Origin of the sequence: Haloechinothrix sp. LS1_15, assembly GCF_033042135.1 — a bacterium.
Lineage (GTDB): Bacteria > Actinomycetota > Actinomycetes > Mycobacteriales > Pseudonocardiaceae > Haloechinothrix.
In genome coordinates this window covers 203,593-223,161 of record NZ_WBXM01000001.1, presented here as the reverse complement: position 1 = coordinate 223,161, position 19,569 = coordinate 203,593, and the positions used below count along the sequence as shown (strand labels likewise).

The following is a 19,569-nucleotide window of genomic DNA, read 5'->3' as shown; positions in this document are numbered from 1 at the left end:
CGAGCATGGGGCCAATCGCACATCGGGTCACCAGGCGGGCCCGGCGAGTGATGCGGCGCGCGCGCCGCGAGCCGGCACCGCACCAAGTGATCGTCGAACGAGTGGAAGCACATCATTACCGCATGCCGCTCAAGCGGGCCTACGGCACGGCAAGGGGGGTGGCCACCGCAGGCAACAACTTCCTCGTCCTGATCTCCGCCAGGAGCTCGGACCGGTCGATCACCGGCATCGGCGAGTGCCAACCGCGCCACAAGCTGACCGGTGACGGCGACCGGAAAGGCGACACCGCGTGGGAGTTCCTGCGGGCCGCCTGCTCACACCTGCACCACAGGAGGCTGCGCTTCGGCAGCGCCGATGAGGCGGCACGCGAGGTCCGTACGGTGATGGGCGAGCTCGAGAAGCTGGCCGCCAGCCACGGCACAAGCGAGCACGGTCCCCGGCCGTTCCGGGGCACGCTGCTGGGGATCGAGGTGGCACTGCTCGACACCGTGGCGAGGACGCTCGCGCTATCCATCGCGGAGCTGCTCGGCAAGCAGCGCGACGACATCGGTATCAGCATCTCCACCATCTCCTCGGAAGCCACGGACATACCCGCCGCGGTGATCAGGCAGGAGCGGTACCCGATGACCAGGGTCAAGGGCCTCGGGGACCTCGAACGCGACTGGAACCTCCTGGAAACCGTGACGCGCGCGAACCGCTCGGTCGAGCGCGACAAGCCCCTGTGGATGGACATCAACGAGGCGCTCACCGTCGAGGACGCCGTCAGGTTCATCGACGGTCTCGTCGAGCGCATGAGCGACGGCCGCCTCACCCGCTCGGTGGTGCTGGAAGGCATCCTGCCGAAGGCCGAGTTCACCCGGCTGGCCGAGCTGCAACGCCACGCGGACACCATGGTGCGGGCCGTCGCGGGCACTACCGGCGAACTCGACCTGCGCATCATGCCGGACGAGGGCATGTGGGACGCGGACGATCTCGCAGAGCTCAACAAGCACGGCGGCTGCCGGGCGTTGAACATCAAGGCCCCCAAGGCGGGTGGGCTGCTGGCCAGCCTCGACCTGGCCCGCGCAGCGGTACGCGCCGATCCCGATATCCACATCTGCATCGGCGGGATGCTCGGCACCAGCGACGTGACCGCCTTCGCCCTGCACAATCTGGCCAGGGCACTGCCACGCGTCGACTACCTGACCTCGGTTCCACCGTCCAACGTCGAGCAGCGCATCACTCGCCCGCTGACGAGATACCGGGAACGCGGTAGCAACATCATCGCGCCCCAGAAAGGCAACGGCCTGGGCACCCGGCTGGTGCTGGAGCAGGTCGAGCCGTACGTACTGCGTAGCTACGACTCGGCGGCACCAGAATCCCCGCGCACTCCACACGAACGCCGGGTCGAAGCGATCGAACGGGCTAAGGAGTCCCTCGACGCGCTCATCACCACGGGACTCAAACAGAACCTGCACCGCGCTGCGATGCGGGACCGAGGCGACGAGCACCACCAGCGCGTGGCAGAGATACTGGAACACGCCGAGCCGCACCACGTGACCCACATGATGGCGCGGGAGCTCGAACGATACAGGATCCCGCTTCGCTCCGGCGTGTCGTTCCACGCGCAGATGATCGAGCAATCGCAAGCCAAGGAACTGCGCGCCTTCCGACCGGGCTGGCTGCTCGACGACAAGCTGAGCGCCTACCGCTTCGCCGACGAGCTCGGCTTACGCCGCCCTTACTGCGACCAGACGGTTTACCACTTCGAGGACATCGAGGTCCGACACCCGATCGCCATCAAGCCGGTACGCTCAACCGGCGCGCAAGGCGTGTACCTCGTGTTCAGCACTGACCGCATAGTGCACATGCGCGACAACAAGGAATTCTCGTCATGGGACGAGATGGCCGAGCACGCCACATGGCTGATGTCCGACCGCAGCCGGCGCACTTTGCCGGACCGGTGGATGGTCGAAGAGCTGGTCATCGAGGACAGCGAATCCATGCGACCAGCGGCGGATCTGAAGTTCTACGCGTTCTACGGGGAGATCCTGCTGATCCAGGAGTCACGCAGGGAAAGCGGTTTCGCGGTCCGTTACTGGAACCCGCAGGGCGAGCCGGTGTCCACCGGCCGCCACGAGGACAAGCCCCTCGCCGATGCGGTCGGTCCGACCGCGCAACAGCTCGAGACCGCCGCCGCGATCAGTACCCAGATTCCGACACCCTTTATGCGGATCGACATGCTCCGCGGCGAGAACGAGCTCGTGTACGGCGAGTTCACCCCGCGTCCGGGGTACTTCGACGAGTACTCCGCTCATTGGGACCGGGCGTTCGGTGAAGCTTGGGTCAAAGCCGAGGGACGCATCATCGCCGACGTGCTGGCTGGTAAGGATTTCGCCACGTTCGCCAAGGCGACGGGCACGGCACAGCGCGAGCTGGCCGTATTCACCGAGGCCGGTGGCTGATCCTCGATAGCTGCAACCCGGAGCACCGCGTGACCACCGGAGCAGCCGCGCGCCGGTCCCGTATCGCGCCCGGCCGTACCCTGAAACCGGAAAACCTGGCAACCCTCCGCAGGCGGCTCTGCGGCCTGCCGACATTCCCGGACGTGCTCAATGACTGACGAACCGGCACCTGGCCAAGCGGGTGCGCGCGGCGAGGCCGCGACGGACGCCGTCGAGGGGTCCTCGACCGACCGGTTCGAGCGGTTGATCGACGCGGCATTGCGGAGCCTGCCGAGTTTGCCGCCCCGGACCTACCGCTACGAGCACGACGAGCCCGAGCGGCGGGCCCTCGATGCCACGCTCCTGGCGGAAGCCGCGCGCGACCGTGGCCTCCAGGTCACTCGGCTGTCGTCGCTGCTGCAAATCATCAGCAGCGACACCCGTTCCCTCGGCTTCCTCAAGAACATGTGCCAGACATTGACCTCGCTGGACCGCCTGGTCAGCAACGACAAGGAGCTCACCAAGCGCGTCCTGGCCAGCAACGGACTGCCTGTCGCCGACGGGCAGGTCGTGCGGTCGGCCAACGCCGCCAAGCGCGCCGCGCGCCGGATCGGCGGGCCAGTGGTGATCAAGCCGTTGACCGGTTCCGGGGGCAAGGGCATCACTGTGGACGTCCGAAGCGACAGCGAGGTGGCCGATGCGGCGCGCGAGGCGCGGGCACGCAACCGGCGCTACCTCGTCGAGGAGAGCATCCCCTCGATCGACCTGCGGATCATGGTGATCGCCGGGCGTGCCGTCGCCGCGATGTTGCGCGTACCCGCCCACGTCACCGGCGACGGCGAGGCGAGCATCACCGAGCTGGTGGAGCGTAAGAACGAGTTCCGGTACGCCAACCCGTACCTGCGGCACTCTCCGATCGTCCTCGACGACGTCGCGATGGGCAGACTGGCCGAGCGCGGCCTCACCCCCGGCAGCGTGCCCGAGGCAGGCAGGCGGGTGTTCCTGCACTACAAGGCGAACCTCTCCTCGGGGGGAGACGGCATCGCCGTCACCGGCGATGTGCACCCCGAACTGCTCCGCCTCGCCGAACGCGCGGCGGCATGCTTTCCCAGCGCCCACCACTGCGGCGTGGACATCCTCGCCGAGCGGTTCGACGCGGCACCCGGGCAGCAGCGCTGCGTGGTGTGCGAGGTCAACTGCAACAACGACATGCCGATGCACGAGTTCCCGCTCTACGGCACCCCCGTGCCCGCCGCCGAGCTGGAGATCGACGGCTATTTCGGCAGCGGGTCAGGCCAGCTGCCCACCGCGGGGTCGGGCACGAAGAGCGCAGGGCGACGCGGCCTACGGGCCATGGTCGCCGGGCGACTGCGCGGCGCGTGGCAGGCACTGCCCACGCGCATGCCTGCGACGAGCCAGCAGGCGAACGTGCCACTGCCGCGACCGGAGGAACTCCGCGAGTTACCCCCGCGACAACTCGACCGCGACTACCTGGCCCGCGCTCTACAGCGGCACGGCCTGCGCGATGCGCGCGTGGCGGCAACGCTGATCCACGGCAAGCTCGCCGACCACGCCGTGGTCCTGGAACGCAGCGGGCGTTCGGTGTTCGCCGCCCGCCTCGGCAGCGACCGGCCTGCCCTGGAGTGCTTGCTCCAGCATGCCGAGGTCCCCATCACCGAGCAGGGCGACGCGGCCCGTGATACCGACCGCGCTCGCCAGCGACCGGATTCCCGGCAGCACACCTGGCGCCTGCTGCTGATCGACGGCGAGGTACGGGCATCGCTGACACAACTGGCTGACACCACCGCGACCACGCCGATCGACGAGGAGGGCGCCACGGTCGGGCACCGGGGCAGGCTCGACCGTGCGCTGGTGCGGCGGGCACGCGCCGTGGTCGCGTTGCTCGGTCATCCGCCACTGGTCGCCGTCTCGTTCGCCTGGCGACACACCGAGCTAGGCCCGACGTGGGCGGTGTCGACGGTGGATACCGATCCGCCGCTGGCCCCGTTCGCCTTCCCCACCGCGGGGCACGCCTTCGACGTCTACGACGACCTAGCCGCCGCGATCATGCGGTCCCGTCCCCGACGTATCCTCGGCCGGGCCAATGGCGGAACCGGCGCGGCGGGGGCCCCGAAAGGCGGGTGAACGTCCGTGGCCTGGACCCGGCGTCGCTAGCGCCACACAGTCACTACCGATCAAGCGTCACGATTCATGGGGGAATCACGCATGGCCAGCTACACTGCTGTTTTCGTCGGCGATGTCGCGTTCGGTGAGCAGGCCGGTACGCGACAGAACATCGACATCCTGACGCCACTGCTCGACGGAGCGGACCTGCTCGTAGCCAATCTCGAGGGAGTGCTGGCCGCCTCGCCTACCCGCCCGGCGGGACAGCCCGACCGGCACGGTCTGTGGAACGAACCGGAATCCACGATCTCCCAGCTGCGACAGCTCGGTGTGGACGCGGTGAACCTGGCCAACGATCACGCCATGGACTACGGGCCCGATCCGCTCGCCGCGACCGCCACGAGGCTCTCGGAAGCCGGTATCGCCCATTTCGGTGCTGGGCCGGACGCCGGTACCGCCGCCGCACCCCTGACCCGCCGGATCGCCCTCGACAGCACCGAGCGCAACCTGCACGTACTCGGGGCGCTCGAACCCACCGCGGAGCCGGGTGATGGTGTAGGCACCTTCGCCACCGCGGGCAGGTGGGGAGTGCACCCGCTGTCGGCCCGCGGCGCCGCCGCGCGCATCGGCGCGTTACGCAACGAGGATCCGGACGCGTTCACCGTGCTCTACCCTCACTGGGGTCGGGCATACGGGTGGTCAACCGAGACCGCGCACCGCACCGCCGACCAGGCGCTGTCCGCCGGTGCCGACCTGGTGATCGGCCACGGACCACACATGCTGCAGGAGGTGTCCGGCGACGGGCATCGTGCGGTGATCTTCTCGGCAGGTGCCCTACTGCCGCATCCCGCAGCGAAGCCCCCGCCCCGGCGCGCCCCGCCGTATAGCCTCGTCACCAGGGTGACGTGGCACGTGAGGCCGAGCGGGTGGGGCGTCGACCGCCGCCTGTACCCGGTGATCGTGGAGGACACGGCGACCGGCAGGCGACCACGGCCGGTGACCGGGACGGAGGCCGAGCACGTGCTGCGGCTCCTGGCCGGTCGCTCTGCGGATCCGGTCGCGTTCGCCGGGGACCACCTGGTGCGGCGGGACGCGCACGGCTGGCACATCCGGCGCGCCGACCCGGACAACGCTCACCTCGTGCGGTTACCTTCCCGATCGGGTGCGGGTCCCTCTCGCTCGGGCAGGTTCCTCCGGCCCGTCCGGCAGCGCCTTCGGTCGCCTGCAACCACCGCGGGCGCGGGGGGCGGCGCCAACAGACCCGCACCTGCGACGCCGCCGCGCCTGTCGAAGGACTTCGGCCCAGGAAGCACCCACGAATGCATCGCCGAGGCACTGGCGACCCGCGACATCCCCTACACGCACGGAACCGCGAGGGTCGCGGGCAAGACACGGCCGGTGATGTGGTTCCGCATCAACGACCAGCCGTACATCAGCAGCGGTGCGCGGATCTACCTCGCGCGGGAGGACGGCACCGCACGGCGCTCCATCAACAGGGGCGCCACCCGTGTGGTCGGGAGGAAGGACCTAATGGCCTCGATACTGCGGGCGCAGGGCCTGTCGGTTCCGGAGGGGATGACCTTCCGGCCCGACCAGCGGCGCGAGGCGCTGCTGTACTTCGACAGCCTCCGCGCCACCTTCGAGCACGGCTTCTGCGTCAAACCCGTGGTGGGCAAGCTCGGCCGTGATGTTCATACGGGACTGCGGACGCGCGAGGAGTTCGGCGAGGCCTTCGATGCCGTCGCCGCCACCTCGAGCGCGGTGTTGGCGCAGGAGGGCCTCACCGGCGACGTCTTCCGGTTCACCTGCGTCGACGGTGAGATCTCGGCGGTCGGTGTCGGGGTGCCGATGAACGTGCTCGGCGACGGCACGAGCAGCATCAGCGAGCTCGTCGAGGAGAAGAACCGCGCGCGGGACAGCAACCCGATGCACCGCCTCTATCCGGCGAAGCTCGGCACGGAACAGCTCAACCACCTCGCCGCCGGGGGCTGGAACCCGGAGGCGGTTCCCGCAGCCGGGCAGACCGTGTACCTCGCGAGCACGTCCAACCTCCATAGAGGAGCGGATTTCGTCGACAGGACCGACGACGTCCACCCCACCTACCGAGAGATCGTGACCCGAGCCGTCGCCGCCGTCGACGGCGTGCGGGTGTGCGGCGTGGACGTGTTCATCAGCGACCACGGTGAGCCCGCCAGGCACGGCAACCACGGGATTCTGGAGATCAACGTCGGTAACGGGGTCTCCGGGCATCACTACCCGTGGTGCGGTAAACCACGCGATACCGCGGGAGACATTGTCGACATGCTGCTGCGCACGGAAGCGCCGTAAGCGCAGGGCCGACCGTGCGACGCTTCACCGCACCGGCCGTGGCCGGTCCGTTCCGGTGGCTTTGGCGAAGGTGACGAAGCTCTTGCCGCCGAGCACGTCGGCGATGATGTTTCCCTCGGCGCGGACCCATGCCTCGCCGAATGCCCGGTCCCAGGTGCTGTTCAGCTGCTCGAAATTCCCGGGGCGCGGGGTGAACTCGCCGAACACCAGACCGTCCTCGCCGCGCAACATGTCGATACGCATAAACGGTGCCGGGATCTCCGTGCTGATCTCGCGCACCAGCTCGTGCTCGTGTTTCGGCACGCCGTCGGCACCGGCGAAGAAATGGTGGCGCTCACTGCCCGTGAAGGTGGGCTCGCCGTGGGAGTCCCAGAAGCGGACTTCCTGACTCCCGTCCGGCATCCTGCGGGACTCGCTGATCAGGAGGATCTCGCCGTAAAAGGTGTAGAACTTCACGTCCCGCGCCGGTCGCTGCGCCGCGGTGTCCTCAAGGATCATCTCCTCGACCATCCAGCGATCGGTCAGCGGGTTCACCGTCGCTGCCGGGGACATCAGCTCGCGCGCGTGTTCCAGCATCTGCTGCCACGAGGAGAACTCCGTGCCGTCCCGCAGATGCCGGATACTGTCCAGGCCGAACACCAGGTATGTACCCCGTGACCCCGTCGACCGGACAGGCTTGATGACCACGGGACTCACCGGCTCCAGCTCCCCGATCCGGTGCACCGCGCGGTCCGTCTTCGGGCGCCGCACGCCGAGCTCGTCCACGAACGCGTAGGCGTTCGTCTTGTTGTCCAGCAGCCAGCCCGCGCGGAAAGTGCCCGCCCTGCGCGCCTCCGACTGGGCCACCATCAGGGCCCGGAACGACAGGCCCGACCGGAGCGAGAGGTCGTTGCGTTCCAGACAGCGCACCATGGGATGGGTAAGGTGCCCCGGTTCCGCGGCATCGAGCAGCGCCTCGACCTGGCGCCGGTACTCGTCACCATTGTCACGCAACGCGCGGGGCTTCACCCACCGGCTCAGCTCGTCGGTGATCAACGCGTCCACGGATTCCTTGGTGTTGCGCAGCGACTCGATATCTGCGCTTGCCCGCTGGGTCGAGGCGTCCGCGGGTTCCGGCGTACTCGGATGCTCGCGGCTGGTACGGCGTAGGCGTCGCAGCAGCGCTTTCCCACCGCCGAGCCCGAGCGCGGAGCGGAGGGTGTCGCGATCCGGTAGCCGTCGCATGCTATCCATCTCCCGCGCTGGTTCCGGTTGCCTTGGCGAAGGCGCTGAAGTCCTTGCCAGCCAGTACGTCTTCAACGATCCGTCCCTCGGCACGGATCCAGCCTTCGGCGAAGATTCGGTCCCAGGTCGAGTTCAACTGCTCGAAGCCGCCGGGACGGGGGGTGAACTCGCCGAACACCAGACCGTCCTCCCCACGCAGCATATCGATACGCATGAACGGCACCGGGATCTCCCTGCTGATAGCGGCGATCCACGCCAGCTGTTCCTGGGTGGCGCCACGCGCCTCCGGCAGCGGTTCCTCGTCGATACCGACATCGGGCTCGTCACCGTCGGCGGTCCAGAACCGCACCGCCTGCTTGCCGTCAGCCAGCCTTCGCGACTCCCTGATCAGGACGATCTCGCCGTAGCAGGCGTAGAACTTCACGTCCGTCGCGAGCCGCTGCGCGGCGCTGTCCTCCAGGATCAGCTCCTCGACCATCCACCGGTCGGCCAGTTTGCGGGTCCGTTTCGGCGACATCAGGTGGTTGGCGTGCTCGACCATTTCCTCCCACGAGGACAGCTCCGTCCCGTCGTAGAGGTGACGGATCCGGTCGGGCGCCGTCACCGCATAGGCCCCTCGTGAGCCCGTGCCCTTGACCGGTTTGATGACGATCGGACTTGCTTGTTCGAGCTCGGTGAACCGGTAGGTGCGGAGGTCGGACGCCGGCCTGCGTACACCCAGCTCGTCGACGAACGCGTAGGCGTTCGTCTTGTTGTCCAGCAGCCAGCCCGGTCGGAACGCCCCGAGGCGGCGTGCTTCCGACTGCTCAAACATCAACGCCGTGAACGACAGCCCCGAGTGCAACGACAGATCGTTGTTCTCCAGCTCCCTGGCCATCAGGTGGGTCATGTGCCGGGGCTCGGCGAGCGCGAGCAGTTCCCTGATCTTCGCCCGGTACTCCGCGTCCGCCTGCCGCATGGCCTTGCGGTACAGCGTGCGCTTGAGCGCGTCGTGGATCTGCCTGTCCACGGATTCCTTGCTCGCCCGCAGCGCGTCGATGTCGATGTCGTCCCAGACAGCGCTGACGGCTCCGGTGGCACTGTGGCGCCGGTCGTTCGCCGAGTCGAACCGCCGCTCGACATGCGGCTCGACGGCGTCCGGCAGCGATCCGGCCCCGAGTCCCGTTCTCTGCTGCGGGGCTATCCGGCTGGTCTCGCGCCCGGCGTAGGTCGCAGCGGGGTCGGTGGTGCGGACCTTCGCGGCGGTCGGCGGCGCGACAGCCAGGTAGTCCAGCCTGGGAAGTGCCCTGGCGAGGTTGTGTAGCGCCCACACGGTCACATCGCTGCTGCCACGCACACCGTCCAACACCACGTGAACGTCGCTGCCCGCGGTGATCGCGGCATGGGCGAGTTCCCACGCGGCCAGCACGCCGCCCACCCTGGCTGGCTGGATCGACAGCGCCCGGCATGTGCCCTGCGCACACGCCTCGCGCAGGTCGTCGGGGGTGGTGGCCGCGCCGTCCAGCAGGATGCGCAGGTCCATGCCCGCGTCCCGGCAGGCGTCGTCGGCCAGCCGCTGCACGTGGGCGAGCTCGTCCACCCGCTCGGCGGGCAGGAGGCCACCGAGCAGGACGGTCGACGACAGCGCGTCGGACCGCATACGCGTAGCTACCCCCTCGACAAACCTCGTGGCGGTCTCGCCCGCATGCGCGCCATCCAGGTCCAGCCAGAGGGGCTTGTCCCACCCGGCGTCCCGGTTCGCCGCTGCGGCGACTTCCAGCCGGCGCCAGTCCGCGTCGAGCTCGCCGCTGGCCCGCAGTCGTGTCACCGGGAACCGACGCTGCCGCGCCACACGCCGGGCCAGCTCACCGGCTTCCAGCTCCGGCGCGAGCGGAGCCGCACTGACCTCGAGCTCCTCCCGGGCACCACCGAGCAGGTCACTGATCCGCAGTTGCAGCGATTGCGCGACGACATCGAGCAGCGCGACCTCGATGCCGAACAGCGTGCCACGGAACGGCGGCCCCTCGTGTCCGGGCGCGGTGTAGCTCGCCACGAGCTCGCGGAACTCGGTCATCGCCTGCCGGACCGCGTCGAGTGCCTCCTCGCGGCCGGTGGCAGGCAGTACGCGGTCGTGCAGCCGCCTGGCCAGTGACTGGAAGACGCCCCAGGCGGTGTTGGCCGCCCGGTCCCCGTCACCGGTCGTTCCCTGCCGCGGCTGGCATTCACCGATTCCCACGAAAGTGTGCTCACCACGGCGGGCGGTCACCCGCACGAGGAAATTATGACTCGCCTCGCCGTTCTCTCCGGTCGCTCCCGATGCGCGAGCCGCCGGGAATCGGTAATGTTGCGCTTCGACGCGCACGAGCCGCAGTTCGTCGCCGCTCCGGAAGCGGCGCTGTGTCAGCCGGTCACGGAGGCGGCGCGCAGGTCGCAGCCGCAGCGAACGAAGGGCGCTCATTTTTCCGAATTGTAATCGAGTCGTGTGAAGTCACGGTGACCGCATCCGACAAGAGCGCCACTTTACCTGCGCTTTAAGAAGGCTCTACTTTGCTTTTAATATTGTGCAGAGTGTAATGGATGTTGGTTTTGTTGTGGGTCGCCCGATCTTGAATTCCGAGAAGGCGATCAAGGAACGGGCGTAGCTTCCTAGGGCGATAATCCCACGTGCTCTCGGTGACCCGGCAGCCACCGTCCCCAGCGGGTTCGATCTCGTACCGCCAGTGGGCGGCCCGCAGCGGACCGGCGGTGACATCGAAACCGAACCGCTTACCCCGGTCGGCGTCGGTGATGCGCGCCACCGTCACCCAGCGTGCCCAGCTCTTCTTGTTGCGGCCCATGAAGCGCGCCCCCACCTCGGCGCGCTGCGCGCCGCCGAGCCAGCGGTACCCGGAGTACTCGCTGGCGCACTCCGCCAACGCGCCAGGGTCACTGATCAGGTCGTATACCCGCTCGGCCGGTGCGGCGATGTCGATCTGTCCCGATGCGTCCGGCTGTGTCTCCGTCACGTCGTCCCTCCACTGGTGCGATCCGGAAACCAACGGTATGCCACCGCGGGCGCCGCGCCAAGTGGCAGGCGTCACGTGCGCCGCAGCGCCCGCGTGAGACCCGCGGCCACGGTGGAGACCAGGATCCAGCCGCTGGCGGTGAAGCCGGTAGCCACCCACTTGTCCGCTCCGCCCATGTGCCAGCGACCCTTATGGCCGAAGTCCACGACAGGTACCAGCAGATCGGTCGTGTGCAGCACCGGGTTCCACTCCAGCCCGGTGTCGTCGGCGTTGACCACGCAGCGGGGGCCGTTCACCTGGAATCGCTCCGGTTCGTCCACGCACGAGTCGGAACCCAGCCCGAACCAGAGACTGCCTGCGACCAGCAGGGCCAGCAACCATGCCACGGCACGGATCGGTCGGTGGCCGTAACCGACCATCACACGCTGCATCCAGCTCCACAGCCGCATCCCCAGACCGGGGAACCACGAGGATTCCGCCAGCGCCTGGTAACGATACTGCTGTTTGCGCATCGACACGATGGCGGCATGCTTCTCGTTCCCGCTGGCGCGCAGCACGGTGGCGAGCTGGTCGTACGGACCCGGCCGGTAATAACGCTTCATCCCCTGCCGCAGCCAGTCGATGCGCTTAGTCACCGTGACACCGGGCTGCTGGGCGGCGGCATCCGTCTCGTCTTCCTGTCCCGAGGCGTTCTTCCGGTTCACGAGTGTGCGCAGCTTCTCGGGTGTAAGCAGCTTCTCGGACGCGCGCAGCTTCACAGGTGTGCGCAGCGTGTCGTAGCGGAAGTCGTCCAGCTCGACCCAGCCGTCCGGGTGCCACAGGAACTCGTTGTCATCCAGCATGCCGCAGTGCGCCCCCCGCAGCACGACCCGCCCAGTCGGTTCACGGTCCAGCGTGAGCACCAGCTCTTCGCAGACCACGGAGCTGGCGTCCAGTGCGATGTCGCTCCGGCTCAGCTGCCCGTCGCGCAGCGAGCTCAACCACGCGCCAGCCAGGCTGAGGCGGCGCCGTACCGACGCCCCGTCGAGGTTGACACCGCCACAGGCGGAGAACTCATTCGAGCTCGCTCGGACTATCAGGAGATCGCGACCGACGCTAGCGGCACTCATGTCGAGCGAGTAGCTCCGGGACCGCCGCTTCGCAGGCAGGGTCAGCCGGCAGCCCGCCAGCTCCACAGTGAGACCGACCTGGATTCCCTGCATGTGCACGGTCCCGACGATCATGCTGGCGCTGAGGTCGACGCTGCCTTTGACCGACGCACGAGGAGCGGCCACCGCGTCCCGATCGGGATGGTTCAGTCGCATCCCTTTCGCCAGCAAGTTCCCACCGATCTCCAGATCACCGAGCCGCAGCTGGCCTGCCGCGACCAGGCTGGTGGCCTGGAGATCACCACCGATGGTGCTACCGTCCAGATGCACCGCGCGGTCGTAGTACGGCGGCAGCTTGCCGCGACGGACCATGATCCGGCCACGTGCCAGATGGAACGAACCACCGACGATGGCGTTGACCATGCGCACCGTGCCGTTGCTGACGAAGCCCTCACCACACTCGACGTTGCCGTCCACACGCAACCGGTCGGCCGCGATCGCGGGGCGCGGATCCAAGTCCGGATCCCCCGCGGCGACGGCATCGTTCCAGCTGCGCGACGGCGGATCCCCTGCCGGGTCGATCGTCAGCCGTGCACCCCGCAGCAGCAGGTCACCGTGCACGCGGGTGTGTTGGAGGAACACCGCCCCCCACGTGAGGAACGGGTGCTGTCCGCCACCCTGCGTTGCCACCTCCCCGTTCCCGTCGTGCTGGTGCGGCTCGCAGATCAGTAGCCCGCCCACGCTGGCGCCGCTCGCGTCGAGCGCGACCCTGTCGAGGCTGTGCAGCTGCGCCCCGGACAGGTCGATGTTGCCGCCGGTACGCACCCCCGGCATGCGGATCTCTCCCCGGCTCATCAGCCGGTTCGCCAGCAATGCCCCGCTGACCCGCAGGCGAGCGGCGTGCATCGCCACGTTCCCGGTGTTGTGCAGGGAGCTACCGGTCAGCACCACCGACCCATCAACGGCCGCGTCGGTAAGGTTCACCGCTGCCGCCTGTGGACTGCGTGAGGGCATCGACTCGCCCTGGCCCATCGCCGTCATCGCCCGGTCGTCCGCGGCGACGACCTGGCAGTCGATCAGCCGCACATCGTTGTGGCTGCGCAAGTTCCTCGCCTTGAGCGCAGGCAGCCAGCAGCGCTGGAAGATCAACCCGAGCAGCCGCGCCTCGCGAACATCGGGCGGGTTCTCGAAGCGGCAATCGTGGAACCGCAGCAGCACATCTAGATCGGCCCCGCGTAGATCCAGCGTGCCGGTGATGTAGCACCCCCGCCGCTCGAAAATGGGCGCGTTGGTGTCCTGTCCCCGCCTGCGCAGCCAACCGCCCGACTTCGGGTCGGTCAACTCCGCGACGATGTCGGAGGCCTTGACCTCGAAACGGACGTCCGGCCCCGCGAACGGGTCGTACCGCTCCACCTCGCCGTTGCCCGCACCGACGGGTGTCGTGTCGTAGTCACTCGCCATGCACGCTCGCCTCCGATCCGTCACAAAGCTATGGACGGATGCGCACGTGTCCCGGTTCCCCGCGAGTGAGTGGCGAGCCGAAGGACTCCCCGGCTACCGCATATGTACCGAAGGAGGCCTTCGGCTCGCACCCGACGCCTACTCGTCGACGTGGGCGGGGTCGAGGACCCTGGCGAGGAAGGTGCGGGTGCGTTCGTGACTGGGGTCGCCGATCACACGCGAAGGCGGACCCTGTTCGATGAGCATGCCGCGGTCCATGAACAGCACCCTGTCGGCGACTTCGCGGGCGAACTGCATCTCGTGGGTGACGACCAGCATGGTCATGCCCTCCTCGGCGAGTTGCCGCATGGCGCCGAGCACGTCGCCGACGAGCTCCGGATCCAGCGCCGAGGTGGGCTCGTCGAACAACATCACCTTCGGGTTCATCGACAGCGCCCGCGCGATCGCCACCCGCTGTTGCTGGCCTCCGGACAGGTGCGCGGGGTAGGCCGAGGCCTTATCCGCGACCCCGACCTTCGCGAGGTTGTCCATCGCGATCCGCTCGGCCTCGACCTTGCCGCGGCGCAGCACCTTGCGCTGCGCGATCGACACGTTATCCAGCACGCTCAGGTGCCCGAACAGGTTGAACTGCTGGAAGACCATGCCGAGCATCCGGCGGGCGGCGTCGATGTCCACGTCGCGGTGGGTCAACTCCACCCCAGCCACGAAGACGCTCCCCTTGCTCGGTTGCTCCAGCAGGTTCACGCATCGCAGCAACGTCGACTTACCGGATCCCGACGGTCCGATGATGCAGACGACCTCTCCGGTATCGACGGTCACGTCGATACCGGAGAGCACCTCGAGGTCACCGAAGGATTTGGACAGCCCGTGCAGCTCGACCATGTGCCGTGGTTGCAGCTCATCGTAGGTGGCGGTCACCGGCGCTCCCTTGCTTGACGTGCTTCCAGCGTGCGCACCGCGTAACCGAGCGGCACCGTGATCGCCAGGTAGCTCACACCCGCGAGCAGCAGCGGCGTCGAGGTCGCGAACTCCATGGACACGTCGCGTCCGAACTTGGTGAGCTCCACGGTGGACGCGGTCACTCCGAGCACGAAGATCAGCGAGGAATCCTTGAACAGCAGGATCAGCTCGTTGGTCAGCGGCGGGATCACGATCCGGATCGCTTGCGGGATGACGATCGTGATCATGGCGCGGGTGTAGGACATGCCCAGCGAGCGCGCCGCCTCCATCTGCCCCTTCGGCACCGCTTGGATGCCCGCACGGAACGTCTCGGCCAGGTAGGCGGCCGCCACCAGGCCAAGCGACAGCGTCGCCGTGCCGTAGATACCGAACGGCAGCGAGAACTCCGGGAACGCGGTCGGCAGGCCGAAGCCGATGATCACGAAGACCAGCAGCGCGGGCACCCCGCGGAAGATCTCGATGAACACCAGCGCCACCAGCCGGTTCGGCGCCGCCGACGACAGCCGCATCATCGCGACAACCAGGCCGAGTATGAACCCGAAGATGTAGCCGCAGATCGTGTAGATCACGGTGTTCCGCAACGCCACCGTGAACAGCTCCGGCAGCATCGCCGCCGCGGAGGTGCCGTCAAAGAACCCCTGCTGGATCCGCTCCCAGTCGGCGACCACGACCAGGGCGAACACCACGGCCACGAAGGCCGCGTACTGCACGCCCTGGCTGATCTGCCTGCGTTTGCGCGGGCTGAACCGGGCTTGCCCGGGCAGGGGGTGCCCGCTCGGTTCAGCGAGTGTATCCGAGCTCGTCATCCGGCTAGCGCCTTACTCCGTGGGAGGAGCGCCGAACCAGTCCTCGAAGATCTCGGCGTAGGTGCCGTCGTCACGAGCCTCGGCGAGCACGTCGTTGATCACCGCGAGCAGTTCGGGGTTGCCGTCCTTGCGCAGCCCGAAGCCGTACTGCGCGTCCAGGTCGATCACCTCGGCCAGCTCGAACTGCTCGGCGATGTCCGGGTTCTCCAGCCAGTTGTTCTCCACCACCGGCAGGTCCTGAAGTGCCACGTCGATGGTGCCCGCCTGCAACGCCTGCAACTGGGCGCCCGCGTTCGGGAACTCGTGCGGCTCGAAGCCCTCCTCCTCGGCGTGGTCGAGGCTCGTGGTGCCCGCCTGCACGCCGAGCGTGAGCTCCTGCTCGCGCACGTCGTCGAGGCTCGTCACGTCCGAGTCCTGCGCGACCATCAGCCCCAGCACCTCGTCGAAGTACGGGTCGGAGAAGTCCAGGTTCTCCTCCCGCTCCGGCAGGATCGTCATGGCGGCCGCACCGACATCGCACTGGCCCGCGTTCAGTGCGGCTCCACTCTGGATCATGTCGAACTCGATGTCGACGAGCTCCTGCTCCACGCCGATCCGCTCCGCGACGAGGTCCATCAGATCCACGTCGAAGCCGACGATCTCGCCGTCGGACTCGAACTGGAACGGCTCGTAGGGCAGGTTGGTGCATACGGTGAGCTGCCCAGGGTTGACCAGGTCGATCTCCTCGGCAGCCGCGTCGACGTCGTTATCAGCGTCCTCGTCGGTGGCATCCTCGCCGCACGCGGCCGCGGTGACGGCCAGTGCGAACGCCGGTATCAGGGCAAGTCTGCGGAGCAGGATGTTGCGCGTCACGGCAGTACTCCTTCTCGGTGAATATTCGGTAGACAAATCCTGCCATTCGCCCTTATCAGGGGGTAAGGGCCGTGTCCCAGTCGCAACCTGTGCCACCCCATCAGGCCGTAGCGTGCGCGTGCAGCAGGTGGGCCACGGCCTGGGTGACTCGCCTGGCCTGGTCGAGGTGCAGTGACTCGTCCGGCACGTGCGCGTTCGAGTCGGGTCCGAGCGCTCCGGTCACCAGGAACTGCGCCCGTGGGTACCGCTTGCCCAGCATCCCCATGAACGGGATGGATCCGCCCAGCCCGACACCGAGCCACGGCTCGTCGAACACGGCGTCGCTGACCCCGTCCAGCGCGGCCGACAACCACGAAGCGGGGGCGGGAGCGTCCCAGCCGTCGGCGTGCTCCCCGCCGGAGAGCTCGACGACCGCGCCGTACGGCACGTCCGTGGTCAGCGCCCGCTGGATCGCGGCGAGCGCAGCGGCCGAGTCGGCGGTGGGCGGTAGTCGGAAGCTCAGCGCGAGCGTGGTCTCGGCCCGCAGCACGTTGCCCGCCTCGGCGGGTTCGGGCAGGCCACTCGCACCGATTACCGAGAGCGTCGGCCGCCAGGTGGTGTTCAGCAGCAGCTCCACCTCGTCGCTGGTCACCAGCCGCACACCCGGCGCCAGCGGCAACGCGCCGCCAGCGGCGCCCGGCACCGCGGCGACCGCCCGCTCCGCCTCCTTCCTGCGATGCTCCGGGATCGTCACGTTCAGCTCGGACAGGGTGATCTCGCCGGTCTCCGCTCGCTCGATGCGCTCGAGCAACGTGCGCACCACCCGGAACGAGCTCGGCACCGCACCGCTGGCCAGCCCCGAGTGCTGCCCGGAGTGCAACACTCGCACCGTCACGGTCTGCTGCGCCAACCCACGCAAGCTGGTGGTCAGCCACAGCCGCCGGTAGTCACTGCCTCCCGAGTCCAGGCACACCACCAACCGCACGTCGCCGAGGCGGTCGGCGAGGTAGGTGAGGTAGGCGGGAAGGTCCGGGCTCCCGGATTCCTCCGCGGTCTCCAGCAACACCACCGCACGCGCGTGGCTGCCCGAGGCCTGCCGCACCGCCTCCAGCGCGGCGACGGCCGCGTATCCCGCGTAGCCGTCGTCGGCCGCACCCCTGCCGTAAAGCCTGCCGTCACGCAGCACCGGCGTCCACGGGTCCAGGCCCTCCGACCACTGTCCGCCGGGGGGCTGCTTGTCCAGGTGGCCGTACAGCAGCACGGTTCCCGCCGCCCCACCGGACTGCTCGGTGGCCCCGTCGGTGGCGGGCACGTCGAGCAGCAGCACGGGGGAGCGTCCGTCCAGTTCGATGATCTCCGCGGTCGCCCCGGGGATCTCGCGCGCGGCGAACCACGCGCGCACGTGCTCGGCGGCCGCCCTGAGATGGCCGCCGGCCGCCCAGTCGCCGTCGAACGCGGGCGACAACGCGGGGATGCGGATCAACTCGCTCAGGCTGCCGACGATGTCGGAGTCCCAGACCTGGCGCACGTATCGCTCGACCTCACCGTGTTCCACGGGCTCGTATGGTGCCATACCACACTCCAGCGCCAATGAGTGATGCAAGTCACATCATCATGCGACGGTGCATCCACGGATAAGCGCTGCCGGGGCGGGGTACAGGCGGGTGACGCCACGTCTTCCCGGACGTGCGGCACGCTCACCCGCAGTGATCAGCACTCTTCACCGTGTCGAGCACTCGGCACTCCGACGGTCGCCGTAGCGAAGCTCGGTAAACCCATCGTCGGGAATCCGACTAGTTTGCGCTGCTCACAGACGAGCTTCGGCAACGAATCCATGTCAACTACTGCCCGCATACCGGTCACTCATGCCAGGATGTGAGCCACAACCCCATAACCGAATAGTGGAACCCGGTCTCGGCGAGCGACCGGGGCACACGAACCGTCAGCGTCGGCGGGCCGCCCGCGGGCCGCCGAGGGCCTTCCACCTTGTTCCCGAACACCCAACGGGACATCACAGGGGGGCTCACGACACAGTCACAGCGCCTGCCACAAGCGGGCGTGCGACCGGTGGCAAAGGAGATCATGCATGTCGTCCCCTGAGACGTGGACGCACCCGGAGCCAGGGGCGGTGCCAGCCGCCACAGCGGCTCAACCGACCCCCGAACAGGTGATCGCGGGCTTGCGTGCAACCACAGAAGGTGGCACCGAACTCACACAGCTACTCACCCCGGAAGGGGAACGAGTCGCCTCTCCGATCTTCGACGGCTTCATCACGGACGTCGATGCCGAGCAGCTTCGCGGGCTCTACCGCGACATGGTGCTCGTGCGCAGGGCGGACCGCGAGGCCAATGCCCTGCAACGGCAGGGACAGCTGGGGATCTGGGTCCCGTTACTCGGCCAGGAGGCCGCGCAGATCGGCTCGGGCCGTGCGCTGCAGCCCCAGGACATGGCCTTCCCGAGCTACCGCGAGCACGGAGTGGCGTGGGCGCGGGGCGTCGACCTGAAGGAGATCCTCGGCATCTTCCGCTGCTCGGACCAGGGAGACTGGGACTTCCAGGGCAGCAAGCTGCATCCCTACACGATCGTCATCGGCAACCAGGTCCTCAACGCGACCGGCTATGCCATGGGGCAGAAGTTCGACGGCAAGGTCGGCAACGGCTCCGATAACGGCGCGGGCGGTGCTTCGGCGAGTACCGACGAAGCCACCATCGCCTACTTCGGCGACGGCGCGACCAGTCAGGGCGATGTGCACGAGGGCTTCGTCTGGGCCTCGGTATACGACGCCCCTGTGGTGTTCTTCTGCCAGAACAACCAGTGGGCGATCTCGGAGCCGACCGAGCGGCAATCCCGGTTGCCGCTGTACCAGCGCGCCAGAGGGTACGGCTTCCCCGGCGTGCGGGTGGACGGCAACGATGTGCTCGCTTGCCTCGCCGTCACCCGCTGGGCGTTGCACACCTGCCGCAACGGCAACGGCCCGGTGCTGATCGAGGCGTTCACGTATCGCATGGACGCGCACACCACCTCGGACGATCCCACCCGTTACCGGCTCACCGATGAGCTGGAAGCCTGGCGGTTGAAGGACCCGATCGAACGGGTACGCGCGCACCTGAGCCGCACCTCGGGTGCGGACCAGGACTTCTTCGACGCCATCGACGCCGAGGCCGACGAGTTCGCCGCCGATCTGCGGGATTACTGCGTGAACATGGCCGACCCGCCGCCGGAACGGATCTTCTCGAACGTTTACGCCGACCCATCCCCGGTCCTCGACGCGCAACGTGACAGCTACCTGTCTTACCTCGCGGGATTCGCGAGCACGGCAGGTGAGGAGTGATGACGGCAA

13 protein-coding genes are annotated in these 19,569 nt (G+C 68.2%); 5 read left to right on the top strand and 8 right to left on the bottom strand.

What is annotated here, in order from left to right; translation table 11 throughout:
* Positions 1-122 precede the first annotated feature (122 nt).
* From F8178_RS01050 to F8178_RS01035, 4 genes are all read left to right on the top strand, one after another.
* A complete protein-coding gene (locus F8178_RS01050; protein WP_317492668.1) occupies positions 123-2,444 on the top strand; it encodes an ATP-grasp fold amidoligase family protein in 2,322 nt (773 codons plus the stop codon).
* A gap of 29 nt (positions 2,445-2,473) precedes the next feature.
* A complete protein-coding gene (locus F8178_RS01045) occupies positions 2,474-2,602 on the top strand; it encodes a hypothetical protein (protein ID WP_317492667.1) in 129 nt (42 codons plus the stop codon).
* A complete protein-coding gene (locus tag F8178_RS01040; RefSeq protein ID WP_317492666.1) occupies positions 2,595-4,568 on the top strand; it encodes an acetate--CoA ligase family protein in 1,974 nt (657 codons plus the stop codon). The genes F8178_RS01045 and F8178_RS01040 overlap by 8 nt, the downstream gene beginning before the upstream one ends.
* An 81-nt stretch (positions 4,569-4,649) precedes the next feature.
* Positions 4,650-6,875, top strand: a complete 2,226-nt coding sequence (locus F8178_RS01035; protein WP_317492665.1) for a CapA family protein — start codon at positions 4,650-4,652, stop codon at positions 6,873-6,875.
* Positions 6,876-6,899: 24 nt separating this feature from the next.
* On the opposite strand, the gene F8178_RS01030 is transcribed toward F8178_RS01035, so the two are convergent.
* The 8 genes from F8178_RS01030 to F8178_RS00995 all read right to left on the bottom strand — a co-directional run bounded on the left by F8178_RS01030 (position 6,900) and on the right by F8178_RS00995 (position 17,802).
* Positions 6,900-8,099, bottom strand: coding sequence for an ATP-grasp fold amidoligase family protein (locus F8178_RS01030; protein WP_317492664.1), 1,200 nt, complete (start codon positions 8,097-8,099; stop codon positions 6,900-6,902).
* A 1-nt stretch (position 8,100) separates the two neighbouring features.
* Entirely contained in the window at positions 8,101-10,536 is a 2,436-nt protein-coding gene (locus F8178_RS01025) for an ATP-grasp fold amidoligase family protein (RefSeq protein ID WP_317492663.1), read from the bottom strand.
* Between the two features lie 73 nt (positions 10,537-10,609).
* Positions 10,610-11,083 carry an SRPBCC family protein gene (locus tag F8178_RS01020; RefSeq protein ID WP_317492662.1) on the bottom strand — a complete coding sequence of 158 codons (474 nt, stop codon included), beginning with the start codon at positions 11,081-11,083 and terminating at the stop codon, positions 10,610-10,612.
* A gap of 71 nt (positions 11,084-11,154) precedes the next feature.
* A complete protein-coding gene (locus F8178_RS01015) occupies positions 11,155-13,632 on the bottom strand; it encodes an oxidoreductase (protein WP_317492661.1) in 2,478 nt (825 codons plus the stop codon).
* A gap of 138 nt (positions 13,633-13,770) precedes the next feature.
* Positions 13,771-14,514 carry an amino acid ABC transporter ATP-binding protein gene (locus F8178_RS01010; RefSeq protein WP_317493048.1) on the bottom strand — a complete coding sequence of 248 codons (744 nt, stop codon included), beginning with the start codon at positions 14,512-14,514 and terminating at the stop codon, positions 13,771-13,773.
* 32 nt (positions 14,515-14,546) lie between these two features.
* Positions 14,547-15,398: an amino acid ABC transporter permease gene (locus F8178_RS01005; RefSeq protein WP_317492660.1), complete on the bottom strand. Its 852-nt coding sequence runs from the start codon at positions 15,396-15,398 to the stop codon at positions 14,547-14,549.
* Between the two features lie 12 nt (positions 15,399-15,410).
* Positions 15,411-16,250 (bottom strand): transporter substrate-binding domain-containing protein, encoded by an 840-nt coding sequence (locus tag F8178_RS01000; protein ID WP_317492659.1) that lies wholly within the window; start codon positions 16,248-16,250, stop codon positions 15,411-15,413.
* 100 nt (positions 16,251-16,350) lie between these two features.
* On the bottom strand, positions 16,351-17,802 hold the full coding sequence (locus F8178_RS00995; RefSeq protein WP_317492658.1) for a M20/M25/M40 family metallo-hydrolase: 1,452 nt from the start codon (positions 17,800-17,802) through the stop codon (positions 16,351-16,353).
* A 513-nt stretch (positions 17,803-18,315) separates the two neighbouring features.
* Between F8178_RS00995 and pdhA the strand changes: the two genes are divergently transcribed.
* The gene (gene pdhA / locus F8178_RS00990) at positions 18,316-19,560 is read left to right on the top strand and encodes a pyruvate dehydrogenase (acetyl-transferring) E1 component subunit alpha (protein ID WP_317492657.1); all 1,245 of its coding nucleotides are present in this window, start codon (positions 18,316-18,318) and stop codon (positions 19,558-19,560) included.
* The last annotated feature ends 9 nt before the right edge of the window (positions 19,561-19,569 follow it).

Bases quoted from the DNA above. Each gene is read 5' to 3' on its own strand.
- F8178_RS01050 (WP_317492668.1), top strand. From the start codon at position 123: ATGCCGCTCAAGCGGGCCTACGGCACGGCAAGGGGGGTGGCCACCGCA.
- F8178_RS01040 (WP_317492666.1), top strand. From the start codon at position 2,595: ATGACTGACGAACCGGCACCTGGCCAAGCGGGTGCGCGCGGCGAGGCC.
- F8178_RS01035 (WP_317492665.1), top strand. From the start codon at position 4,650: ATGGCCAGCTACACTGCTGTTTTCGTCGGCGATGTCGCGTTCGGTGAG.
- F8178_RS01030 (WP_317492664.1), bottom strand. From the start codon at position 8,099: ATGCGACGGCTACCGGATCGCGACACCCTCCGCTCCGCGCTCGGGCTC.
- F8178_RS01025 (WP_317492663.1), bottom strand. From the start codon at position 10,536: ATGAGCGCCCTTCGTTCGCTGCGGCTGCGACCTGCGCGCCGCCTCCGT.
- F8178_RS01015 (WP_317492661.1), bottom strand. From the start codon at position 13,632: ATGGCGAGTGACTACGACACGACACCCGTCGGTGCGGGCAACGGCGAG.
- F8178_RS01010 (WP_317493048.1), bottom strand. From the start codon at position 14,514: ATGGTCGAGCTGCACGGGCTGTCCAAATCCTTCGGTGACCTCGAGGTG.
- F8178_RS01005 (WP_317492660.1), bottom strand. From the start codon at position 15,398: ATGACGAGCTCGGATACACTCGCTGAACCGAGCGGGCACCCCCTGCCC.
- F8178_RS00995 (WP_317492658.1), bottom strand. From the start codon at position 17,802: ATGGCACCATACGAGCCCGTGGAACACGGTGAGGTCGAGCGATACGTG.
- pdhA (WP_317492657.1), top strand. From the start codon at position 18,316: ATGTCGTCCCCTGAGACGTGGACGCACCCGGAGCCAGGGGCGGTGCCA.